19 protein-coding genes and 1 riboswitch are annotated in these 19,671 nt (G+C 66.9%); of the genes, 14 read left to right on the forward strand and 5 right to left on the reverse strand.

Features of this window, described 5'->3' with window-relative positions; all coding sequences use genetic code 11:
* The first annotated feature begins 79 nt into the window (after positions 1 to 79).
* The 6 genes from IWX64_RS11600 (at position 80) to IWX64_RS11625 (ending at position 6,908) form a co-directional block, all read left to right on the forward strand.
* Positions 80 to 766 carry an IclR family transcriptional regulator gene (locus IWX64_RS11600; RefSeq protein ID WP_196867286.1) on the forward strand — a complete coding sequence of 229 codons (687 nt, stop codon included), beginning with the start codon at positions 80 to 82 and terminating at the stop codon, positions 764 to 766.
* Positions 763 to 2,457, forward strand: coding sequence for a urocanate hydratase (gene hutU, locus IWX64_RS11605; protein ID WP_196867287.1), 1,695 nt, complete (start codon positions 763 to 765; stop codon positions 2,455 to 2,457). The genes IWX64_RS11600 and hutU overlap by 4 nt, the downstream gene beginning before the upstream one ends.
* 168 nt (positions 2,458 to 2,625) lie before the next feature.
* The gene (locus IWX64_RS11610) at positions 2,626 to 3,852 is read left to right on the forward strand and encodes an allantoate amidohydrolase (protein WP_196867288.1); all 1,227 of its coding nucleotides are present in this window, start codon (positions 2,626 to 2,628) and stop codon (positions 3,850 to 3,852) included.
* Positions 3,849 to 5,198 carry a formimidoylglutamate deiminase gene (locus IWX64_RS11615; RefSeq protein WP_196867289.1) on the forward strand — a complete coding sequence of 450 codons (1,350 nt, stop codon included), beginning with the start codon at positions 3,849 to 3,851 and terminating at the stop codon, positions 5,196 to 5,198. Before IWX64_RS11610 ends, IWX64_RS11615 begins: the two co-directional genes overlap by 4 nt.
* A complete protein-coding gene (locus IWX64_RS11620; RefSeq protein WP_196867290.1) occupies positions 5,195 to 6,400 on the forward strand; it encodes an amidohydrolase family protein in 1,206 nt (401 codons plus the stop codon). The genes IWX64_RS11615 and IWX64_RS11620 overlap by 4 nt, the downstream gene beginning before the upstream one ends.
* 136 nt (positions 6,401 to 6,536) lie before the next feature.
* The gene (locus IWX64_RS11625; RefSeq protein ID WP_196867291.1) at positions 6,537 to 6,908 is read left to right on the forward strand and encodes a glyoxalase superfamily protein; all 372 of its coding nucleotides are present in this window, start codon (positions 6,537 to 6,539) and stop codon (positions 6,906 to 6,908) included.
* Between the two features lie 28 nt (positions 6,909 to 6,936).
* Here the strand turns inward: IWX64_RS11625 and IWX64_RS11630 are convergent, their stop codons facing one another.
* The 3 genes from IWX64_RS11630 to IWX64_RS11640 form a co-directional block, all read right to left on the reverse strand.
* Positions 6,937 to 7,851 carry a carbohydrate ABC transporter permease gene (locus IWX64_RS11630; protein WP_196867292.1) on the reverse strand — a complete coding sequence of 305 codons (915 nt, stop codon included), beginning with the start codon at positions 7,849 to 7,851 and terminating at the stop codon, positions 6,937 to 6,939.
* Positions 7,852 to 7,853: 2 nt separating this feature from the next.
* On the reverse strand, positions 7,854 to 8,789 hold the full coding sequence (locus IWX64_RS11635; RefSeq protein WP_196867293.1) for a carbohydrate ABC transporter permease: 936 nt from the start codon (positions 8,787 to 8,789) through the stop codon (positions 7,854 to 7,856).
* 86 nt (positions 8,790 to 8,875) lie between these two features.
* Entirely contained in the window at positions 8,876 to 10,123 is a 1,248-nt protein-coding gene (locus IWX64_RS11640) for an extracellular solute-binding protein (RefSeq protein WP_196867294.1), read from the reverse strand.
* 295 nt (positions 10,124 to 10,418) lie between these two features.
* On the opposite strand from IWX64_RS11640, the gene IWX64_RS11645 reads away from it, so the two are divergent.
* The 6 genes from IWX64_RS11645 to IWX64_RS11670 are packed head-to-tail and all read left to right on the forward strand — an operon-like array spanning position 10,419 to position 15,906.
* Positions 10,419 to 11,339 (forward strand): SIS domain-containing protein, encoded by a 921-nt coding sequence (locus tag IWX64_RS11645; RefSeq protein ID WP_196867295.1) that lies wholly within the window; start codon positions 10,419 to 10,421, stop codon positions 11,337 to 11,339.
* 5 nt (positions 11,340 to 11,344) lie between these two features.
* A complete protein-coding gene (locus IWX64_RS11650; protein WP_196867296.1) occupies positions 11,345 to 12,304 on the forward strand; it encodes an ROK family protein in 960 nt (319 codons plus the stop codon).
* Positions 12,301 to 13,407, forward strand: a complete 1,107-nt coding sequence (locus IWX64_RS11655; protein ID WP_196867297.1) for a 1-phosphofructokinase family hexose kinase — start codon at positions 12,301 to 12,303, stop codon at positions 13,405 to 13,407. The genes IWX64_RS11650 and IWX64_RS11655 overlap by 4 nt, the downstream gene beginning before the upstream one ends.
* Entirely contained in the window at positions 13,404 to 14,270 is an 867-nt protein-coding gene (locus IWX64_RS11660; RefSeq protein ID WP_196867298.1) for a class II fructose-bisphosphate aldolase, read from the forward strand. The genes IWX64_RS11655 and IWX64_RS11660 overlap by 4 nt, the downstream gene beginning before the upstream one ends.
* A complete protein-coding gene (locus IWX64_RS11665; RefSeq protein ID WP_196867299.1) occupies positions 14,267 to 15,067 on the forward strand; it encodes a DeoR/GlpR family DNA-binding transcription regulator in 801 nt (266 codons plus the stop codon). Before IWX64_RS11660 ends, IWX64_RS11665 begins: the two co-directional genes overlap by 4 nt.
* 29 nt (positions 15,068 to 15,096) lie before the next feature.
* On the forward strand, positions 15,097 to 15,906 hold the full coding sequence (locus IWX64_RS11670; RefSeq protein WP_334683265.1) for a CPBP family intramembrane glutamic endopeptidase: 810 nt from the start codon (positions 15,097 to 15,099) through the stop codon (positions 15,904 to 15,906).
* 60 nt (positions 15,907 to 15,966) lie between these two features.
* On the opposite strand, the gene IWX64_RS11675 is transcribed toward IWX64_RS11670, so the two are convergent.
* Positions 15,967 to 16,608, reverse strand: coding sequence for a VOC family protein (locus tag IWX64_RS11675; RefSeq protein WP_196867300.1), 642 nt, complete (start codon positions 16,606 to 16,608; stop codon positions 15,967 to 15,969).
* A 131-nt stretch (positions 16,609 to 16,739) separates the two neighbouring features.
* A riboswitch (SAM riboswitch) is annotated at positions 16,740 to 16,874 on the forward strand.
* A 54-nt stretch (positions 16,875 to 16,928) separates the two neighbouring features.
* Here IWX64_RS11675 and metX point away from each other — a divergent pair.
* Positions 16,929 to 18,023, forward strand: coding sequence for a homoserine O-acetyltransferase MetX (gene metX / locus IWX64_RS11680; protein ID WP_196867329.1), 1,095 nt, complete (start codon positions 16,929 to 16,931; stop codon positions 18,021 to 18,023).
* Here the strand turns inward: metX and IWX64_RS11685 are convergent.
* On the reverse strand, positions 18,020 to 18,865 hold the full coding sequence (locus IWX64_RS11685; protein WP_196867301.1) for an SGNH/GDSL hydrolase family protein: 846 nt from the start codon (positions 18,863 to 18,865) through the stop codon (positions 18,020 to 18,022). The two genes, metX and IWX64_RS11685, sit on opposite strands and share 4 nt — an antisense overlap.
* A gap of 62 nt (positions 18,866 to 18,927) precedes the next feature.
* Between IWX64_RS11685 and IWX64_RS11690 the strand changes: the two genes are divergently transcribed.
* Positions 18,928 to 19,635 (forward strand): alpha/beta hydrolase, encoded by a 708-nt coding sequence (locus IWX64_RS11690; RefSeq protein WP_196867302.1) that lies wholly within the window; start codon positions 18,928 to 18,930, stop codon positions 19,633 to 19,635.
* Positions 19,636 to 19,671 lie beyond the last annotated feature (36 nt).

Raw genomic sequence — 19,671 nt, forward strand, 5'->3', positions numbered from 1 at the left:
CGTTTCAATAAGTGAAATGCATTCCGTCCTGCAATGCAAGACCCACGCACCGAATCACCCGCTCTAGGAGGCGCACCGAATGGCCGATGCATCGACCCGCACCGTCGAACGCGCGCTCCTGCTCCTGGGAGCTGTCTGCGAAAGGGGTGCGGTCAGCCTGGCCGACGCCGCCCGCGACGCGTCGCTCTCAGCCTCCACCGCACTTCGTCTGCTGCGCACCCTGGAAGCCACTGGTTTCGTCCGGAAGGACGACGACGGCTACCGGCCCGGCATGCGCATCGTCCAGCTCGGAGCCCAGGCACTCAGCCACGAGTCACTCGTGTCGCTGTCCGGTGCTGCGCTGGACCGGCTGGTGGCTGGCACGGGGGAGTCCGCCTACCTCAACGTCCCCGCTGACGACGGGCACGGCATCTACATCGCCGTCCGCGAAGGCACACACTCGGTCAGGCACACCAGCTGGGTGGGCCGGCGCATCCCGCTGACCGGCACTGCCGCCGGCAGGGTACTTGCCGGGGAGGCGCCGGCGTGTGGCTACGTGGTGGTCCGCAACGGCGTCGAACCTGACGTCACGGCCGTCGCCGCCCCCGTCATGATCGGGGACCGGATCGCCGCCTCGCTGAGCGTGGTGGTCCCCAGCTACCGCATCAGTGAGCACCAGGCGGAAATCCTCGGCCAACTGGTCGCCGCCGAAGCATCGGGCATCCTCAACACGTCCACTACCCCCACACATCCGGGACACCTCACCATCGACGGAGAATCCGCATGAGCACCTCATTCACCCAGCACGACCCCACCCGCTCCATCCGTGCCGCCCGTGGCACCACCCTCACCGCCAAGAGCTGGCAAACCGAGGCACCCCTGCGGATGCTGATGAACAACCTCGATCCTGAGGTCGCCGAGCGCCCCGAGGACCTGGTCGTCTACGGGGGCACTGGCCGTGCCGCGCGCAGCTGGGAAGCCTACGACGCGATCGTCCGGTCCCTGGAGGACCTGGAGGATGACGAGACGCTGCTGGTGCAGTCGGGCAAACCGGTGGGCATTTTCCGCACCAACACGTGGGCGCCGCGGGTGCTGCTGGCCAACTCCAACCTGGTGGGGGACTGGGCCACCTGGCCCGAGTTCCGCAAGCTCGAAGCCGAGGGCCTGATGATGTACGGGCAAATGACCGCTGGCTCCTGGATTTATATCGGCACCCAGGGCATCCTGCAGGGGACCTACGAGACCTTCGCGGCGATTGCCCGGAAACTGTTCAAGTCCCCGACCGCCACGCTGGCCGGGACGCTGACCCTGACCGCCGGCTGCGGCGGCATGGGTGGTGCTCAGCCGCTCGCCGTCAAACTGAACGGTGGTGCGGTGCTGATTGTCGACGTCGACCGGTCCCGGCTGGAGCGCCGCGCCGCGAAACGCTACCTTGACGTCGTCGCCACGGACCTTGAGGACGGCCTGCGTCAGGTGCTGGCCGCCAAGGAGGGCAAGCGCGCCCTGTCGGTCGGCGTCGTTGGCAATGCTGCCGAGGTCTTCCCGGAGCTCCTGCGCCGCCACCTAGCTGGAGAGCTCATCATCGACATCGTCACCGACCAGACCTCCGCCCATGACCCGTTGAGCTATCTGCCCGAGGGCGTGTCGATCGACGAGTGGGACCGGGAAGCGAAGGGCGATCCGGACGGCTTTACCAAGAAGGCGCAGACCTCGATGGCCCACCACGTCGAGGCGATGGTCGGTTTCCAGGACGCCGGCGCCGAGGTCTTCGACTACGGCAACTCCATCCGTGACGAAGCCCGGCAGGGCGGTTACCCGCGGGCGTTCGAGTTTCCCGGCTTCGTCCCGGCCTACATCCGGCCGCTGTTCTGCGAGGGCATGGGTCCGTTCCGCTGGGTGGCACTGTCCGGTGACCCGGCCGACATCGCCGTTACCGACGCGGCACTGAAGGAGCTGTTCCCCGAGAACGCCCACCTGCACCGCTGGCTCGACGCCGCCGGCGACCTGGTCGAGTTCGAGGGCCTCCCGGCGCGGATCTGCTGGCTCGGCTACGGTGACCGGGCCAAGGCCGGGCTCCTCTTCAACCAGCTCGTCGCCGACGGCAAGGTATCAGCGCCGATCGTCATCGGCCGCGATCACCTCGACTCCGGGTCGGTGGCCTCACCCTACCGGGAGACCGAGGCGATGGCCGACGGATCCGACGCCGTCGCGGACTGGCCCCTTCTCAACGCCCTCCTGAACACTTCCTCGGGCGCCACCTGGGTGTCGATCCACCACGGCGGCGGGGTCGGCATTGGCCGGTCCATCCACGCTGGCCAGGTATCCGTGGCCGACGGGACGCCGCTCGCCGCCGAGAAGCTTCAACGGCTGCTCACCAATGACCCCGGGATGGGGGTGATCCGTCACGTCGACGCCGGATACCAGCGCGCGTCCGACGTCGCGGCGGAGCGTGGAGTGCGGATCCCCATGGCAGACTGACTCATCTGGCGCTTGGGGCCTTCGGCTCCCTGCCGCCGGCTCGGCAAAGATTTCCGCTGGCTCGTTCCTCGCTACCGGAAATCCAACTCGCCTACACACCTGGCCGCTGCAGCGGCCAGTTCGCCCCAATGTCGGTGGCTGCGCAGGGTTATTGGAAAGGCATTTTTTATGAATACCGTCAGCTCGATGCTTGAGTCGATTTCCGACGTCGGACGCGACTCCCACCGGGGTGGGTATTCCCGGCCGGTGTTTTCCGGAGCCGAACTCGAGCTGCGCGAATGGTTCACCGCCGAAGCCTCACAGCGTGGCCTTGAGGTCAGCACCGACCGCAACGGCATCATGTGGGGCTGGTGGGATGCCGCGGCGGGGGACCGGACCGGCGCCCTGGTCACCGGGAGCCACCTCGATTCGGTGCCCGGCGGTGGGCCGTTTGACGGACCGCTCGGCGTGAGCGCTGCGCTCGCCGCCGTCGACGTCCTGAAGGAACGCGGCGTCGAGCCGCGCCGGTCTCTCGCGGTCGCCGTCTTCCCGGAGGAGGAAGGGTCCCGGTTTGGGGTGGCCTGTCTCGGATCACGGCTCCTGACCGGTGCCATCGACGCCGACAAGGTGCGGAACCTCAAGGACCCCGACGGCAACACCTTCGCCGACGTCAGCCGCGCCCACGGACTGGACCCGGCACGCCTTGGCCGCGACGAGGACGCCCTCCGGACCATCGGCGACTTCGTCGAACTCCACGTCGAACAGGGCCGGGCGCTGATCGACCTGGACGCGCCGGTCGGCGTCGGCTCCTCCATCCTTGGGCACGGACGCTGGCGGCTGAGCGTCGAGGGCCAGGGCAACCACGCCGGTACCACCCTGATGGCAGACCGTGCGGACCCGATGATCGTCGCCGCGCAGATTATCCTGGCCATCAAGCGGGTCGCCGGAGCACAGGACGACGCCCGCGCCACCGTCGGGCGGCTGCAGCCTGTCCCGGGCGGCACCAACGTCATCGCCTCCCGTGTGGACCTGTGGCTCGATGTCCGCCACCCGGACGACGCCGTCACCGCGGCCCTCGTCGAGTCGATCCACGGTCAGGCCCAAAAGGCGGCAGCGTTCGAGGGGTGTGCAGTGACCCTCACGGAGGAATCCTTCAGCAGCACCGTCCACTTCGATGTACCCCTGCAACGCCAGCTGCAGAACTCACTGCGCCGGTCGAACGGCGGGAATCAGGTGCCCGCACTGCCCACCGGCGCCGGCCACGACGCCGGAGTGCTGGCCGGGTACAGCCCCTCGGCCATGGTCTACATCCGCAATCCGACCGGCATCAGCCACTCGCCGGAAGAGTACGTCGAACGCGACGACGCCGACCTCGCAGCCACCGCACTCGCCGACGTACTGGAAGACCTGCTGTGACCACATTCTGGTGTGAACAGGCCTGGGTTGCTGGGCAGGGCATCCAGCCACGCGTACGCATCGAGGCCGACGACGCCGGCTCCATCGCCGGCGTGACTTGCGACGTTGACGCGGCACCCGGCGACAACAGGGACCTCGCCGGGGTGGTCTTCCCCGCCGCCGCCAACGCCCACTCGCACGCGTTCCACCGGGTACTCCGGGGCCGCACCCACGACAACGGCGGCGACTTCTGGGTCTGGCGGGAAGAGATGTACCGCGCGGCCGGAACACTGACTCCCGGGAACTATGAACGGCTCGCCACGGCGGTCTTCGCCGAAATGGTGGTCACCGGCTGGTCCAGCGTCGCCGAATTTCACTACGTGCACCACCGGCCGGGCGGGGCTCCCTATGGGGCACCCGACGAGCGGCCGCACGCCATGGAGCTGGCTTTGTGCCGCGCCGCGGTCGCTGCGGGAATCCGGCTGACCCTGCTGGACACCTGCTACCTGGTCGGCGGCATTGGAAAGCCGTTGAGCGCCGATCAGGAACGGTTCGGTGACGCCCACGCCGGTGCCTGGCTGGAGCGGTTCGCCGACCTGCGCCGGACCGTCGCCGCCCAGTTCGACCCGGGGTTCGTCACCGTCGGGGCAGCCCTGCACTCGGTCCGCGCCGTCCCGGAAACAGCCCTGCGCCTCCTCGCGGCAGGCCTCCCCACCGATGTCCCAGTCCACATCCACCTGTCCGAACAACCCGCCGAAAACGCTGACTGCGAAAAGCACTACGGCACTACACCGACGGGACTGCTCCAGAAGGTCGGGTTTCTCTCCGACCGGCTGAGCGTGGTCCATGCCACCCACCTCACCGATCAGGACATCGCCCTGCTGGGAGGGTCCGGAACCACAGCAGTCATCTGTCCCACCACCGAGGCGGACCTGGCCGACGGGATCGGCCCCGCCCGCGCCCTGCAGGATGCCGGTGCGAGGATCGCGCTCGGCACCGACCAGCACGCAGTGATCGACCCGTGGCTGGAAATGCGGGCCCTCGAACAGGGGGAACGGCTGGGCTCGGGCCAGCGCGGCCGGTTCAGCCCCGCCAGCCTGCTCGACGCCGCCACCACCGGGGCAGCCCGCGCGATGGCCACCCCCGTGGCTGCCATCGAGATTGGGCGTCCCTGCGACCTGGTCAGCGTGAACCCGATGTCGCTGCGCACGGCCGGATCCACCCCCGGCCAGCTCCCGCTCACCGCCACCGCCGCTGACGTGGGAGCCGTCGTCGTCGCCGGTCATCTGGTGGCACGCGACGGACACCATCACGCGCTCGGCGACCCGGGCGCCCTGCTGGCCGCCGCCCTGGAAGGACACGCATGAGCATCGTGATCACCAACATCGGTGAACTCTCCACCCAGGACCGTGAGCTCACGGTCCTCAGGGACGCCGCAGTGGTGTTCGAAGGGGAACGAATCAGCTGGATTGGCGCGGCGGCCGATGCGCCAGCCGCCGATGACAGGATCGACGCGCAGGGGCGTGCAGGGCTCCCGGGCTGGGTGGACAGTCACACCCATCTGGTCTTCGCAGGGGACCGCACCGCCGAATTCGAGGCACGGATGGCGGGCGAAGACTACGCCGCCGGCGGCATCGCCGTCACCACCGACGCCACCCGGGCCGCATCGGATGATGACCTCACCCGGCTGGTCCTCGGCCGGGTCGCCGAAGCCAACGCGGGCGGCACCACCTACCTGGAAACCAAGACCGGGTACGGGCTCGACGTCGAGCATGAGGCCCGCAGCGCCCGCATCGCCGCGGGCGTCGTCGATGAGGTGACCTACCTCGGCGCCCACCTCGTCCCCACCGGGATCGACCCGGATGACTATGTGCGCCTGGTCTGCGGTCCGATGCTCGACGCCGTCCGCCCCTACGTCAGCTGGGCCGACGTGTTCTGCGAGCGTGGTGCCTTCACCGCCGGACAGTCCCGCGAGATCCTCGCCGCCTGCCGGGAGGCGGGGCTGGGCCTTCGGGTCCACGGGAACCAGTTGGGCCACGGCGAGGGTGTGCAGCTCGCCGTCGAGTTCGGCGCCGCCAGCGTGGACCACGTGAACTACCTCAACGAGGCCGACATCGCCGCGCTTGCCGGTACCTGGTCCGGGTACGACGACGGCTCCGGACCCCGGGGGACGGTGGCCGGCTGCCTACCCGCCTGCGACCTGTCCACCCGCCAGCCCCTGGCGCCCGGGCGCGCGTTGCTGGATGCCGGCGTCCAGATCGCGTTGGCCTCCAACTGCAATCCCGGTACCTCCTACACCACATCGATGGCCTACTGCGTGACCACCGCCGTCCTGCAGATGGGGCTCAGCGTCCACGAGGCCGTCCGCGCCGCCACTTTCGGGGGCGCGCTGGCTCTCCACCGGGAAACCGGGGCCGACGACGACGGCGCCCGCGCGGTCGGATCCCTCGCCGTCGGGCATCGGGCCGACCTGCAACTGCTCAGCGCCCCATCGGTCACCCATCTGGCCTACCGCCCGGGAGTGCCCCTGACCCACGCCGTCTGGAAACGGGGCGCCCGGATCGTCTGAGCGGAGTCAGCGGATTCAAACCTTCTCAGCAGTTGCCAGTCACGCGACTGCGGACGAAAGCTGACCTCAATAGGCCCTAGGCTGTGGAGCAGTTTCCGCCACCGGGTGGACCCTAGGACCAGGAGAGGACTGCGAAATGGACTGGAAGATTGAGGTTGTTCCGATCCCCGTCACTGATGTTGACCGGGCCAAAGCCTTTTACGTTGACCAGGTGGGCTTCATTGCCGACCAGGACCATCAGGTCGACGAGAACGTCAGATTCGTCCAGCTCACCCCACCGGGATCCGCCTGCTCGTTGGTGATGGGGACCGGCCTGACCGAGATGGCTCCGGGGACACAAAAGGGGGTCATGATCGTGGTCCCCAACGCCGACGACGCCCTCAGACACCTCGCGGACAACGGCGTATCTGCGCGCGGTGTCGAGGAAATGGAGTGGGGCCGGTTCGTCTACTTCGCCGACCCCGACGGCAACGAGTGGACTCTCCAGGAACTGCCGAACTACTCCTGAGCGCGACCGCTGGGCTTCACCGCAGGGGCTACTTCACTGCTCCTGCGGTGAGGCCACCGATCAGGCGCTTCTCGATCAGCGCGAACAGGATGATCACCGGAATGATAGCAACAATTGAAATACCAAACACGTACTGCCACGAGGTGGCATACTGACCGATGAACTTGGTCAGTGCCACCGATAGCGGCTGATTCTCCGCGGTCGACATGATCACCAGGGAAGCCGCGAACTCGTTCCAGGACGATACAAAGGTGAAGATGACGGCGGTGACGATGCCCGGCCAGACCAGCGGCAGGTTCACGCGGAACATCACCGTGAGCTTTCCTGCGCCGTCCAGCTGCGCCGCCTCATCGATTTCCTTCGGGATCGCCGCGAAGAAGCTGTGCATGATCCAGAGGGCGAAGGAGAGGTTGAAGGCCGCGTTGATCAGGATCATGGCCAGCCAGGTGTCGTTGATCCCCAAGAGCAACATTTCACGAAACAGGCCGGCGGTCAGCACCGCTGGCTGCAGCATCTGGGTGACGATGACCAGGAACAAGAACACAGTCTTTCCCGGGAAGCGGAACCTGGCCGTGTAGTACGCCGCGGGGGTTGCCACCAGAAGGACGAGGAGGGTCGCAAACACCGCAATGATGATCGTGGAGATCAGGTTGTAGGGCAACGGCGTTTCGGGGGTGCCCCACATGGTTGCATAGTTGCTCCATTGCAGGCCCTCGGTGGGGAAGTAGGCGGGTGGCACAGAAAGGATTTCTGACCGGGTCTTCAGGGAGCCCACCAGCATGATGCCGTAGGGCAGCAGGAACACGAGCGCGACGATGGCGCCGATCACCATCCGGAGACCCATTTTGCGGCCGGAGACCTGATCGGCGCCGTACCGTTTCTGCCGTGCTTTCACTGGGGGCAGTGCTGAGCGTTCCGATTCGTTGAGCGTGGTCGTCGACATGCCTAGACCTCCTTCATCGGCTTGACGATTTTCACGTACGCCGCAACGATCACGATGACGATGGCGAAGTTGACCACGCTGAGGGCACTGGCAATGTCCACCCGTCGATCAAACTGCAGCACCTTGAAGATGTAGGTCATGAGGGTATCCGCCTGATACCCAGGGATCGATCCAGTGATAATCCTGAGGATCGGGAGGTTGTTGAATACGTTGATGATGTTGATCAAGACGGCCACGGCAAGAGCCCCCCGAAGCTGGGGCAGCACAATGCTGAAGTAGGTGCGGATAGGCCCGGCCCCGTCCATCTTGGCTGCCTCGAGGGCGTCCTCCGGAACTGACTGCAAGCCAGCGAGCAACGTATAGGCAGTAAACGGGATCGATACGAACACTGCCACAATGATCGCCACTCCGAGGGCCGGAAGGACGTTCTTGGTGAACCCATACGGCGAGTCGAGGATCCCGATGTCCACCAGGAAGGCGTTCATGATCCCGTAGTTGCTGTCGAGGCCGTAATAGAAAACGGTGGTGGTCATCACCACGCTGGCCGCCCAGGGAACAACCACTGCCATCCGGACGAGGGTGCGGCCGGGGAAGGGTTTGTTCAGAAACTGGGCCAGGATCAGTGAGAGGAGCACTGTCAGCGATACCACCACCACCACCCAGACCACTGTGTTCAGCAGCACGCGCGGCAGATTGGGATCAGAGAACACATCAGCGAAGTTGGCGAACCCCGCGGACCCCTGGTCGATCCCGCTCCGGCTGATTTCCCGGGTGGAGTTGTAGATCATGAACCCGGCCGGGAAGATCACGATCGCGAAGATCAGAAGCAGTACCGGCCCAATCCAGGGGAGGGCGGCAGGAAGACCGTCGGAGTTCTGGCGGCGGCGTTTGCGTCCGGGGGACGCGGCCGGGCCGGCCAGCACGGGCTGTGCGCTCATCGTAAATAGCTCATATCTCTACCGCCAATGGTTATGGGCAGGCGCCGGTGCGGGCCCTGATGGACCGCACCGGCGCCGGCTGCTGGCTACTCGGCTGCTGCGTCAGCTTCCGCTTGAATCTGCTCGAGTACTTCCGCTGGTTCCATCCCCTGGCCCAACTGGCCGAACAGGCTCTTGAATGCGCCATCGGTGGCGTTCCAGGCCGGGTTGGAGGTCGGGTAGAACACTGCACTTGGCAGCATGTCCAGGAACGGCGCCAGGGTTTCATCGCCGGACATCTGCTCGGCACCGGAAATGGTGGTCGGCAGGAACCCTTCGGCGCTGACCCATTCGACGTAGTTGTCCTCGGCGAAGAAGAAGTCCATGAACGCGGTCACGGCCTCGGCCTTATCGCCGTCGTTCTCGAACGACATCAGCCGGTCTGCGACACCCAGTGTGGCCGGTTCGCCCGACGCGGTGGGGATGTTCGCCAAACCGTAGTTCAGGTCAGGGTTCTCGGCTTCGATTTGTCCGACGGTCTGTGGCAGACCGTAAACCATTCCAATCTGGCCCTGAATGAACACGTTGATCATCGGGGTGCGCTGGGTGGCTCCCGGATCGGACTGGGTCAGTCCGTCGTCAATCATGCGTTTCATGAACTCGACTGCCTCGAGGTTTTCAGGCGTATCAACGGTGATCTCGCTTTCATCGCCGAATCCGCCGCCGTTGCCAGCCATCCAGATCAGCGCTTCACCCTGGGCTTCCTCGGAGCCGAGTGGCATGCCGTAACCGGGGGTTCCGGTCTCGGTGATAGCGTCAGCGGCATCGTAGAGTTCATCCCAGGTGGTGGGTGCACCGTCAACGCCGGCTTCTTCGAACAGGTCCTCGTTGTAGAACAGGGCCCGTGCGGACGCCAGCAACGGCAGAGCGTACTGGGTCCCGTCAAACTCCTCGTTGACCGCAAAGGACTCCTGGAAATCTTCGAGAGTTTCGGGTGAGGCGATTTCCTCGGCCGGGTAGAGCAGCCCTTCCTCGGCGAAGGCTGCAAAAGCGCCACCGTTGTAGATGTCCGGTGCCTCGCCGGCCTGGATCTGAGTGTTCAGGACCGACTCAAGGTTCTCCCACGATTCGACCTGAAGGTTGACTGAGATGTCCTCGTTGGCGGCCTCGAACTCCTCGATGACGCCTTCCCATAGAGCCCTGCTGTTATCGGAATAGCTGGGTACCAGTAGGTCCAGGGAGGTGCTGCCCTCCGCATCACCACCGCTGTCTCCGCCACCGAAGCCGCAGGAGCTGAGCATAAGTCCGGCGACCGCCACACTGGCGACCATCCCGGTACGAATTGATTTCTTCATGGTTTCCTCGTTTTCCCAAAGGTGGCTCAGCAGCTATGGCTGTCCGGAATACTTGCAACAAGTTGACGGTATTGCCTTCAGAATGAGCATTACTGTTCATCCGTTGTGGAACGATACTTGCGTGATCCACGTCTCACGTCAAGCGGGCGCGCGGATCGATATCCGAGCGTTATGGCGTCAGTACTGCCAAAAGCCGCCTTACAGTGGTTAGATTGATACTGATTGCTTTACCCTTTGAAACGTCATACCCAATCAACTGCGGATCATGCCGCTGTAAACCGCACAGGAGCTCCCGATGCCCCACTCCGCCCCCCAGGTTCCCGAATCCGCAGGGACGCACATGGATCGCGAGCTCCACTCCCAGCCCGCCGTCTGGCGTCAAGCCATTGAGCAGGCAGCCGCTGAGCACCTTCTTCCCGCCGACGGCGAAAGGGTCGCTGTGATCGGCTGCGGCACGTCCTGGTTCATGGCACAAAGCTATGCCGCCGCCAGGGAAGGTGCAGGCAAAGGTCTGACCGATGCGTTTGCAGCCTCCGAGGCGGCAGTGGTGGCTGGCCGCGGCTACGACGCCGTCGTCGCCATCTCCCGATCCGGCACCACCACCGAGGTGCTCGAACTCATGACGGAGCTCAAGGGGACCCTCCGGATCATCGCCGTCATCGGCGATACCAGCTCCCCGGCCATCGGGCTCGCCGACGCCGTCGTCGCCCTGCCCTACGCGGATGAGGAGTCGGTGGTCCAGACCCGCTTTGCCACCGCCGCACTCGCTTACCTTCTGGCGTCACTGGGAATCGACCTGGGCGAAGCGGTCACCGATGCGACCGCAGCACTTGAGCTGGACATCAGCCCCGAGATGCTCGACGCCGAGCAATTCACCTTCCTGGGGACCGGCTGGACCGTGGGGCTTGCCCACGAGGCCGGGCTGAAGATGCGTGAGGGCGTGCAGGGCTGGACCGAGTCCTACCCCGCAAAGGAGTACCGCCACGGGCCCATCTCGATCGCCGCCCCCGGCCGGGTGGTGTGGTTGTTCGGAGACGACGTCGTTGGGCTGGCCGAGGACGTCGCACCCACCGGCGCGGACTACATCAACACCGGGCGCCACCCGCTCGCCGACCTGGCCCTGATCCACAAGATCACCCTCGCCCGGGCCCGCGCCCGTGGGCTGGACCCGGACCTGCCCCGTAACCTGACCCGCTCAGTGATCCTGGACTCCTAGTACCGATGACCGACCACCCGGCGACGACGGCGGACCCGGCGCCAGCGCCCGCGACGGACCTGGTGCTGGCCATCGACGTGGGCGGCACCGACCTGAAGTCGGCCCTCGCCGACCCGGACGGGACTCTCCTCGACATCCGGCGTACCCCCACCCCCGCTCCCTCCTGCATCCCCGGGGAAAGCATCGTGGAGCGCGCGGCCGAGCTACTCGCCGACTACCGCGCCGCCTGGCCGGCCCACCGCATCGGCGCCATCGGCCTGATCGCCCCCGGGCTGGTCGACGAAGTCAATGGCGTCGGGATCTACTCGGCGAACCTCGGCTGGCGTGACTTCCCGTTTGCCCAGCGACTTCAGGAGGCCACGGGCCTCCCCGTCACCTACGCGCACGACGTCGGCGCCGCCGGCGACGCCGAGATGCGCTTCGGTGCGGCCCGCGGGTTCGCCGACGTCGTCGTCGTGATCATTGGGACGGGGATCGCCGGCGCGGTGTTCTGCGGTGGCGTGCGCGTGCAGGCCGGCGGATATGCCGGAGAGCTGGGGCATGCCCGGGTGCCCGGTGGGCTGGCGTGCACCTGCGGTGTGCACGGGTGCCTGGAAACCCTGGGCTCGGCGGGAGCGATCGCCCGCCGCTATGCCGATCAGAGCAACCAGTCGGTCACCGGTGCGCAGGACGTGTTCGAGGCCGCGGCCGCGGGGGACCCGGCCGCCCAACAGGTGATTGACGACGCCGTCGCCGCGCTGGCGTTCAGCATCAGCCAGCTCGTCGCGATTCTCGGCACCGAGGCAGTGGTGATCGGCGGCGGACTGGCCCAGGCCGGTGAGGCGCTATTCGGCCCACTGCGCCGGGAGCTTGAGGGGAACCTTTCCTTCCATCGTCGTCCGGTCCTCCTGGCGGCACGGATGGGCCAGGACGCCGGCCTAATCGGCGCGGCGCTGCGCGCCCGCAGCCTCCTGGACGCGCCATGACAGGGGTGCTGCGCCCCCGCGGGACAATTGTGACCGTGACGGCGAACCCGGCGGTCGACCTGACCTATGCCGTGCCGCGGCTGGTTCCCGGCTCATCCCACCGGGTGGGTGAGCCCCTGCTGCGCGCTGGCGGAAAGGGGCTCAACGTCGCGCGGGTGCTGAACCAGGCGGGGTACCGGACGGTCGCAGTGGCACCGGTTGGTGGCCTGTCCGGTTCCGAGTTCCGGGACGAACTCGTTGCCAGCGGGGTCCCCCATGCGTTGACCACGACGGCGGCCGCCACCCGTCGGAGCATGGCATTCGTCGACCGCGAGGCCGGGCAAACCAGCATCTTTAACGAGGCCGGACGCCCCCTCTCGGACACCGAGTGGGGTGCGCTCCGTGCTGCGCTCGAAGCCCAGCTCGACGGTGCCGGTGCACTGGTGGGTTCCGGCAGCCTGCCCGAGGGTGCGCCAGCGGACTTCTACCCATCCCTCGTGCGGCGCGCCCGGGAGCAGGGCATCCCCAGCATTATCGATACCTCCGGCGACGCGCTGCTGGCGGCGGCCGACGCCGGCGCGGACCTCCTCAAGCCCAACCATCACGAACTGCTGGCAGCGACCGGTGCCACGACGCTCGACGACGGCGCCCGACAGCTGTTGAGCCGCGGCGCGGGTGCCGTAGTGGTCAGCTGCGGGGAGGACGGCATGGCCCTGCACCGGACCAGGAGACCTACCCTGTGGGCCTCCCTGCCACGGGTGGACGGGAACCCGACCGGCGCGGGGGACGCCGCGGTTGCCGCTCTCGCCGTCGTGCTCGCCTCGAGCGCCACCTCCGCCGCGGGCGTCGCTGCCACCGACATTGATGCCGACACCGACACCGACGCCGCCTCCGACCAAGGCGACGAGACCCTGCTGCGGCTGGCCACCGCCTGGTCGGCCGCCGCGGTCCTGATGCCGGCCGCGGGAGAGCTGCACGCCAGCTTCCCGGAGCTGGTCGCAGCGGTCACCATCACGCCGGCCCTTACGACCCCGACCCCTAACACCCCCGCCCTCACGACCCCAGAGCCAAACACCCCGGACCGGCCCACGAGCCCCCACGCACAGCAGGAGCCCCGACCATGAGCCTCACACCGACACGCGATCTGATGGCCGCTGCTGTTGCCGCCGGGACGGGCCTCGGCGCCTTCAACGTGATCCATCTGGAAACCGCCGAAGCGCTGGTGGCCGGCGCGGAGGCGGCGGGACTCCCGGTGATCCTGCAGATTTCCGAAAACTGCGTCAAATACCACCGGCAGCTGGAGCCGATCGCCCTGGCCACCCTCGCGATCGCCCGGTCGGCGAGCGTGCCGGTCGCCGTCCACCTCGACCACGCCGAGGACCCGGAGTTGGCCCTCGCCGCCGTTGACCTGGGTTTCGGGTCCGTGATGTACGACGGCGCCGCCCTGCCTTTCGCGGACAACGTCGCCACCACCTCGCGGGTCGCCGCCTATGCCCGGGAACGCGGTGTGTATGTCGAGGCCGAACTGGGACAGATCGGCGGGAAGGACGGCGCCCACGCGCCGGGAGTCCGCACCGACCCGGGGGAGGCCGCCGCCTTCGTGACGGCAACGGGCGTGGACGCCCTCGCCGTCGCCGTCGGCTCGTCCCACGCCATGACACAGCGCAGCGCCGAACTGGACCTGGTACGGATCGCAGCCCTGAAATCAGTCCTTGAGGTGCCGCTGGTGCTCCACGGGTCATCGGGGGTCTCCGACGCGAACCTCACCGCGGCAATCCGGGCCGGGATGACGAAGATCAATGTCTCAACCCACCTGAACCAGCTGGCCACCCGCGCCGTCCGCCTGTATCTCGAGCACAACCCGTCGGCGGTCGACCCGCGCAAGTACCTCGCTGCCGGACGTGCCGCCATCGAACCTGAGACGGCCCGGTTACTCACCCTTTTCGCCGCCGCGGGCTCAGCACCCGGGAAGGGGCAGGCACGATGAAACGTGCAGAGCGGCTCACCGCCATCCTTGACCTTCTGTCTGTGGCCAGCCAGGTGGATGTCGAGGAGATCGTCACCAAGCTCAAGGTGTCACCGGCGACCGCCCGGCGGGACCTGGACAGCCTCGCGGAGCAGCGGCTGCTGACCCGTACCCACGGTGGCGCCAGCATCGAGGCCGTCGCCTACGACCTGCCCGGCCGCTACAACAGGGACGCCCACGCGGACCAGAAACGGGCCATCGCCCAGGCGGCAAGCGACCTCATTCCCAAGGGCGCGGTGATCGGGCTGTGCGGGGGGACCACCAGCACTGCGATCGCCTCGGCCCTGAGCAAGCGCAGCGACCTGATGGAACCGTCCACCAAGCCCACCCTCACGGTCGTGACCAACGCGATCAACATTGCAGCCCAGCTGGTGGTCCGGCCCAACTTCAAGATCATGGTCACCGGTGGGATCGTCAATCCGCGATCCTACGAGCTGGTGGGATCCTATGCCGACGCGGTGCTGCAGCGGGTAGCTCTGGACCTCGCGTTCGTCGGGGTGAACGGCCTGGACCCGGTCGTCGGCCCCACCATCAGTGATGAGGGGGAGGCGGCAGTTAACGCGATGGTCGCCAAGCGGGCAACCACCGCCTATGTGGTCGCGGACTCGTCGAAAATCGGCACCCGTTGCTTCGCCACCATGACCGGTTACACCTTCAGCAACCTGATCACCGACTCCGGGATTACCGACGCCCAGCGGCAGTCGTTCGAGGATCACGGCACCACGGTGATCGTGGCGCCGATGGTGGCCACCGAATAGCCACAGGAGCTCCCACTAGGATGGCTGCCATGCCCACCGATGCCACCCACCCGCCCGCACGGCCCGCTCCCGGCGCCGTCGGGAGTGCCTCACCCGGCCAGCGCCGCCGGATCACCGCGGAGATCGCGATTGTCCTGGGACTGTCCCTTGGCCAGTCGGCGGTCTACTCGGTAGTGAACCTGCTCGACAAACTGAGCCAGGCTCCGCTGGCGTCCCAGACCACGCGGCTCAACCCCGTGCTCAACGACCGGCAGTATTTCGATCTCGTTTACCAGCTGCTGGGCATCTTCTTTGCCTTCATCCCGGTGTTCCTGGTGCTGTTCCTGCTCACGGAGCCCGGCAAATCGGCGTTCAGGACGCTGGGGTTCACCTTCAGTCGGCCCCGGGTCGACTTCGGGCTCGGTTTCGGCCTGGCCGTCCTGATCGGGGCGGGCACGCTGGGCGTGTACGCGGGCGGCAGGGCGCTGGGTATCACGACGGCGATCGAACCGGCGGCGCTCGACGCGTACTGGTGGACGGTGCCGGTGCTCATGCTGTCGGCACTGCGCCATGCGGTTGTCGAGGAGGTGATCGTGGTGGGGTATCTGTTCCACCGGCTGCGCCAGCTCGGATGGTCGACGCCGGTGATCATCGTCAGCAGCGCCCTGCTGCGCGGCAGCTACCACCTGTACCAGGGGTTCGGGCCGTTTATCGGCAACTTCATCATGGGGCTGATCTTCGGGTACGCCTACACCCGCACCAAACGGGTGATGCCGCTGGTAATTGCCCACGCGCTGCTGGACATTGCGGGTTTCGTTGGCTTTGCCCTCTTCGGGTCGGCGATCGGTATCGGCGACTAGGGGAACCCGACCCGCCCCGGCCCGGTGGGCCGGGGCCGTAATTTGGTGAGCGGGGACGGGCTAGATTTCAACCAGGCCGCTGGCAGCCTCGAAGGTCACCGACATCACGCCGGGAGTGCCGTTCGGGGCCACCCAGCGCACCGCGACACCATCCAGCGGATCGGTGGCGGGGGTCCCCAGCCATTCGGCGATCCGATCGGGTGACCCGGCGATGGTCAACGAGTCGAGCCGGACCGACGATGGGCGGGCATGCGAGGGGTGCAGCGCCTCGGTCCCGTCATCCCACCTCAACATGTAGGGAACCTGGGGGTCGGCGATCAAACCCTTGATGCCGATCTGCTGCCACGTCAGTTCCTGTCCGTCCGGGAACTTGCGGTTTCCGGGAACCGCGCTGCGGCCGAGCCGCTCCTCAAACGGGGCCAGGTCGTCGACCGCGACGCACCACCCCATCCAGCCTCCACCGGCTTCGGAGCGCGCACGGACCGCCTGGCCGAAGGGCGCCTTGTCTGACGCGGGGTGGTTGAGTACCTCGACCACCTCAAGGTATTGGCCATTCAGCAAAGGGAAAATCATGTTCCGCGTGCCGAAGCGGGGGTGCACACCGCCCTTGACCGGTTCGATGCCCAGGGCAGTGGAAATCCTCCCCGCTGTCGCTACGAGGCCGTCGGGTTCACAAGCATATGAGACATGGTCCAAGCGCATGGCCCTAGTTTTGCACTTTGTGATGCGTGTCTCGACTTAGGGTCGCCTAACCTCTTGATGGGCCCCGCTGTCGCGGTAGATTGCGTTCACATATTTGCACCGGGACGGCTTCTTCGGGTTATCTAGAAGCAGGTCACGAGTGCCAGCACGGAGCGGATTACCGTTCCACCAGAGCCCCGGCTTGCTGGACGGCAACCCTCCTTCGCGGCGGGGTGCCCCGGGTGACGACCAGGCGGTGGGCAAGGTGTCCGGCGCAAGCGCGGACTTCGAGGCGGGCGGTTTCAGTGACAACTCTTCACACGACCCAACAGGGCAGCACCATGCATTCGCGCCGGGACGGGACAGTGCAGACCCGCAACCTGGGCTCCTTCACCTGCGAGACCGGGGGATACCTCCCCGAACTCACCCTCGCCTACGAAACCTGGGGCACCCTCAACGAGGATGCCTCCAACGCGGTCCTGATCCAGCACGCGCTGACGGGCAGCTCCCATGTTGCCCGGGGCGATTCGGACGAGGACGGCTGGTGGGACCAACTGGTCGGCCCTGGCAAGACTATCGATACCACCAGGTACTTCGCCGTGTCGATCAACATGCTCGGCGGGTGCTACGGGTCCACCGGCCCCGCCAGCCTCGATCCCGACGGCGTCCCCTGGGGATCGCGGTTCCCGTTCCTGACGGTGCGGGATTCCGTGCGGGCCGAAGCGCTGCTGGCGGATGCACTGGGAATCGGGACCTGGCATTCGGTGCTTGGGGGGTCCCTGGGTGGGGCCAGGGCCCTCGAGTGGGCACTGATGTATCCGGATCGGGTGGAACGATGCGCAGTCATCGCGTGCACGGCGTCGAGCTCCGCGGAACAGATCGCCTTCGGCCAGGCCCAGCTCGCTGCCATCCGCCTGGACCCCGGGTTCGCCGGCGGCGACTACTACCCCGGCAGCGGGCCCACCGCGGGGCTGGGGCTGGCGCGACGGATCGCCCACATCACCTACCGGTCCGAACCCGAGCTTGAGTACCGGTTCGGCCGGGCACCCCAGAGTCCGGAGGTCCCCTTCGGCTCCACCGATCCGGCGGCCCGTGGCCGCTACCAGGTGGAGAGCTACCTTGATCATCAGGCTGACAAACTGGTGGACCGCTTCGACGCCAACAGCTATGTTGCCTTGACCGAAGCCCTGATGGGTCACGACGCGGCTCGCGATCGTGGCTCGCTGCACGCAGCGGTGCAGTTGGCGCGGGCGCAGTTCTTCATCGCCGCGGTGGACTCGGACCGGCTTTACTATCCCAGCCAGTCCCAGCTCCTGGCGGACGCGCTGCCCGGAGAGGTACCCGTGCACCTGATCACCTCACCGATCGGTCACGACGCGTTCCTCACCGAGGTCAGCCAGCTCCACGACAGGCTGCGGGACGCCTTCTACTCCTAGCCGCCCGCGCCCGGCGGCATACCCGGACCAAAGATGGGCGCGGCATCCGGACGCTTCGCCAGTATGCCGTCACCGGCCGACTGGCGGCGGAGCCGGCGCAACACCCAGGGAACGAAGTACACCTTCGCCCAGACGAGGTCCTCTGTACGGGCTGCACGCCAGCTCTTGTGGGGCAGGGGCTGCGGTTTCAGTGGAGTCAGGGAATGCGGCACGGCGAGGGTCTCCAGCACCATCATCGCGATCGTGTGGTGGCCCAGAGGAGAGAAATGCAGGCGGTCCCCGTCCCACATCTGCATGTCGACCAGTTGGCGCAACGCCCACAGGTCGGCGATCAACGCGTCGTGGCGCGCCGCGATGATCCGCAGGTTTTCATTGAAGATGGCGGTCCGGGATCTGAAGTTCCCCAGGACCGACTCGCGCGCGTCCGGTCCGGTGAACAGTACTACCGTCGCATGGTCGGCGCTGAGTTGTTCGACGGCGCTGTCCAGTTGTTCGGCGAGCCGGTCGGGATCGCCGCCCGGACGGATCAGGTCGTTGCCGCCCGCCGAAATGGTGATCAGGTCCGGCCGCAACGCCAGCGCGGGCTCCACCTGCTGATCGACAATCTGGTGCAGGAGCCGCCCGCGGACCGCGAGGTTGGCATACGCGAAGTCCTCACGGCTCAGGGCAAGTTCCTCTGCCACCCGGTCGGCCCAGCCCCGGTTGCCGCCGACGCTCTCGGGGTTCGGATCGCCGATTCCCTCGGTGAATGAATCACCCAGCGCAACGTAACGCGTCCAGGGGTGGGGGGTGGCGTTTCCGGCGGGATGGGGTTCCGGTGGCTGGTACAGGTTCCGGTTCATGCTCCTATCCTGTAGCAGTCCCCGGCTGGGTGCCACCGGTGGGCGCATGCCAGAATACTTCAATGACTCTTTCGGATACCCCCCACACATCAGCCGAGCAAGCCACCGGGCCGGCCTGGGATCCGGTAGTCCTGTGGTCCCGTCCCGAGGAGGAGAGGCAGGGGACTGCCCTGCTGGTGATGTTCCACGGGCACCTTGCCAACGAGGAGGACCTGATGGGCCTGGTGGACCACCTGCCCGCCGACCTGACCGTAGCCTCCGTCCGTGCCCCCCACGCCCAGGGACCCGGATTCACCTGGTTCCCCCTCAGCCAGGACACCGGGTACTCGGTGGACCTGGTCACTGATTCGGTCGCCCGGGTGGCCGCCTGGCTGGATTCGGTGAAGTCGGTGCACTCAAGCGTGTCCCTGCTCGGGTTCTCCATGGGGATGGCCGTAGCGACCACCCTGCTGCGCCACCGCCCCCGGGACTTCACCACCGTCGTCGGCCTGTCAGGGTTCGTGGTGCCCGCCGACGGAAGCGACTTCTTCCACGACGACGACGTCGCGGCCCACCCGGTGCCGCTGTTCTGGGGCCGGGACCAGGACGACCCGGTGATCACTGGGGACCGGATCGAGTTCACCCACCGCTGGGCTGTCGCGCACACCAGCCTCACCAAGGTGCTGTACGCGGGGATCGGCCACAGCATCAGTGTCAGGGAACTGGCGCACGTCAAGGAATTCCTTGAACTGACGGTGTTCGGGATCGAACCGCAACCTAGCCGGGGGTAATCACGGCCGGGAAGGGCCGCGGTTCAACAGCAGCGC

The organism is Arthrobacter sp. CAN_A212 (genome assembly GCF_015752345.1).
Taxonomy (GTDB): Bacteria; Actinomycetota; Actinomycetes; order Actinomycetales; family Micrococcaceae; genus Arthrobacter_D.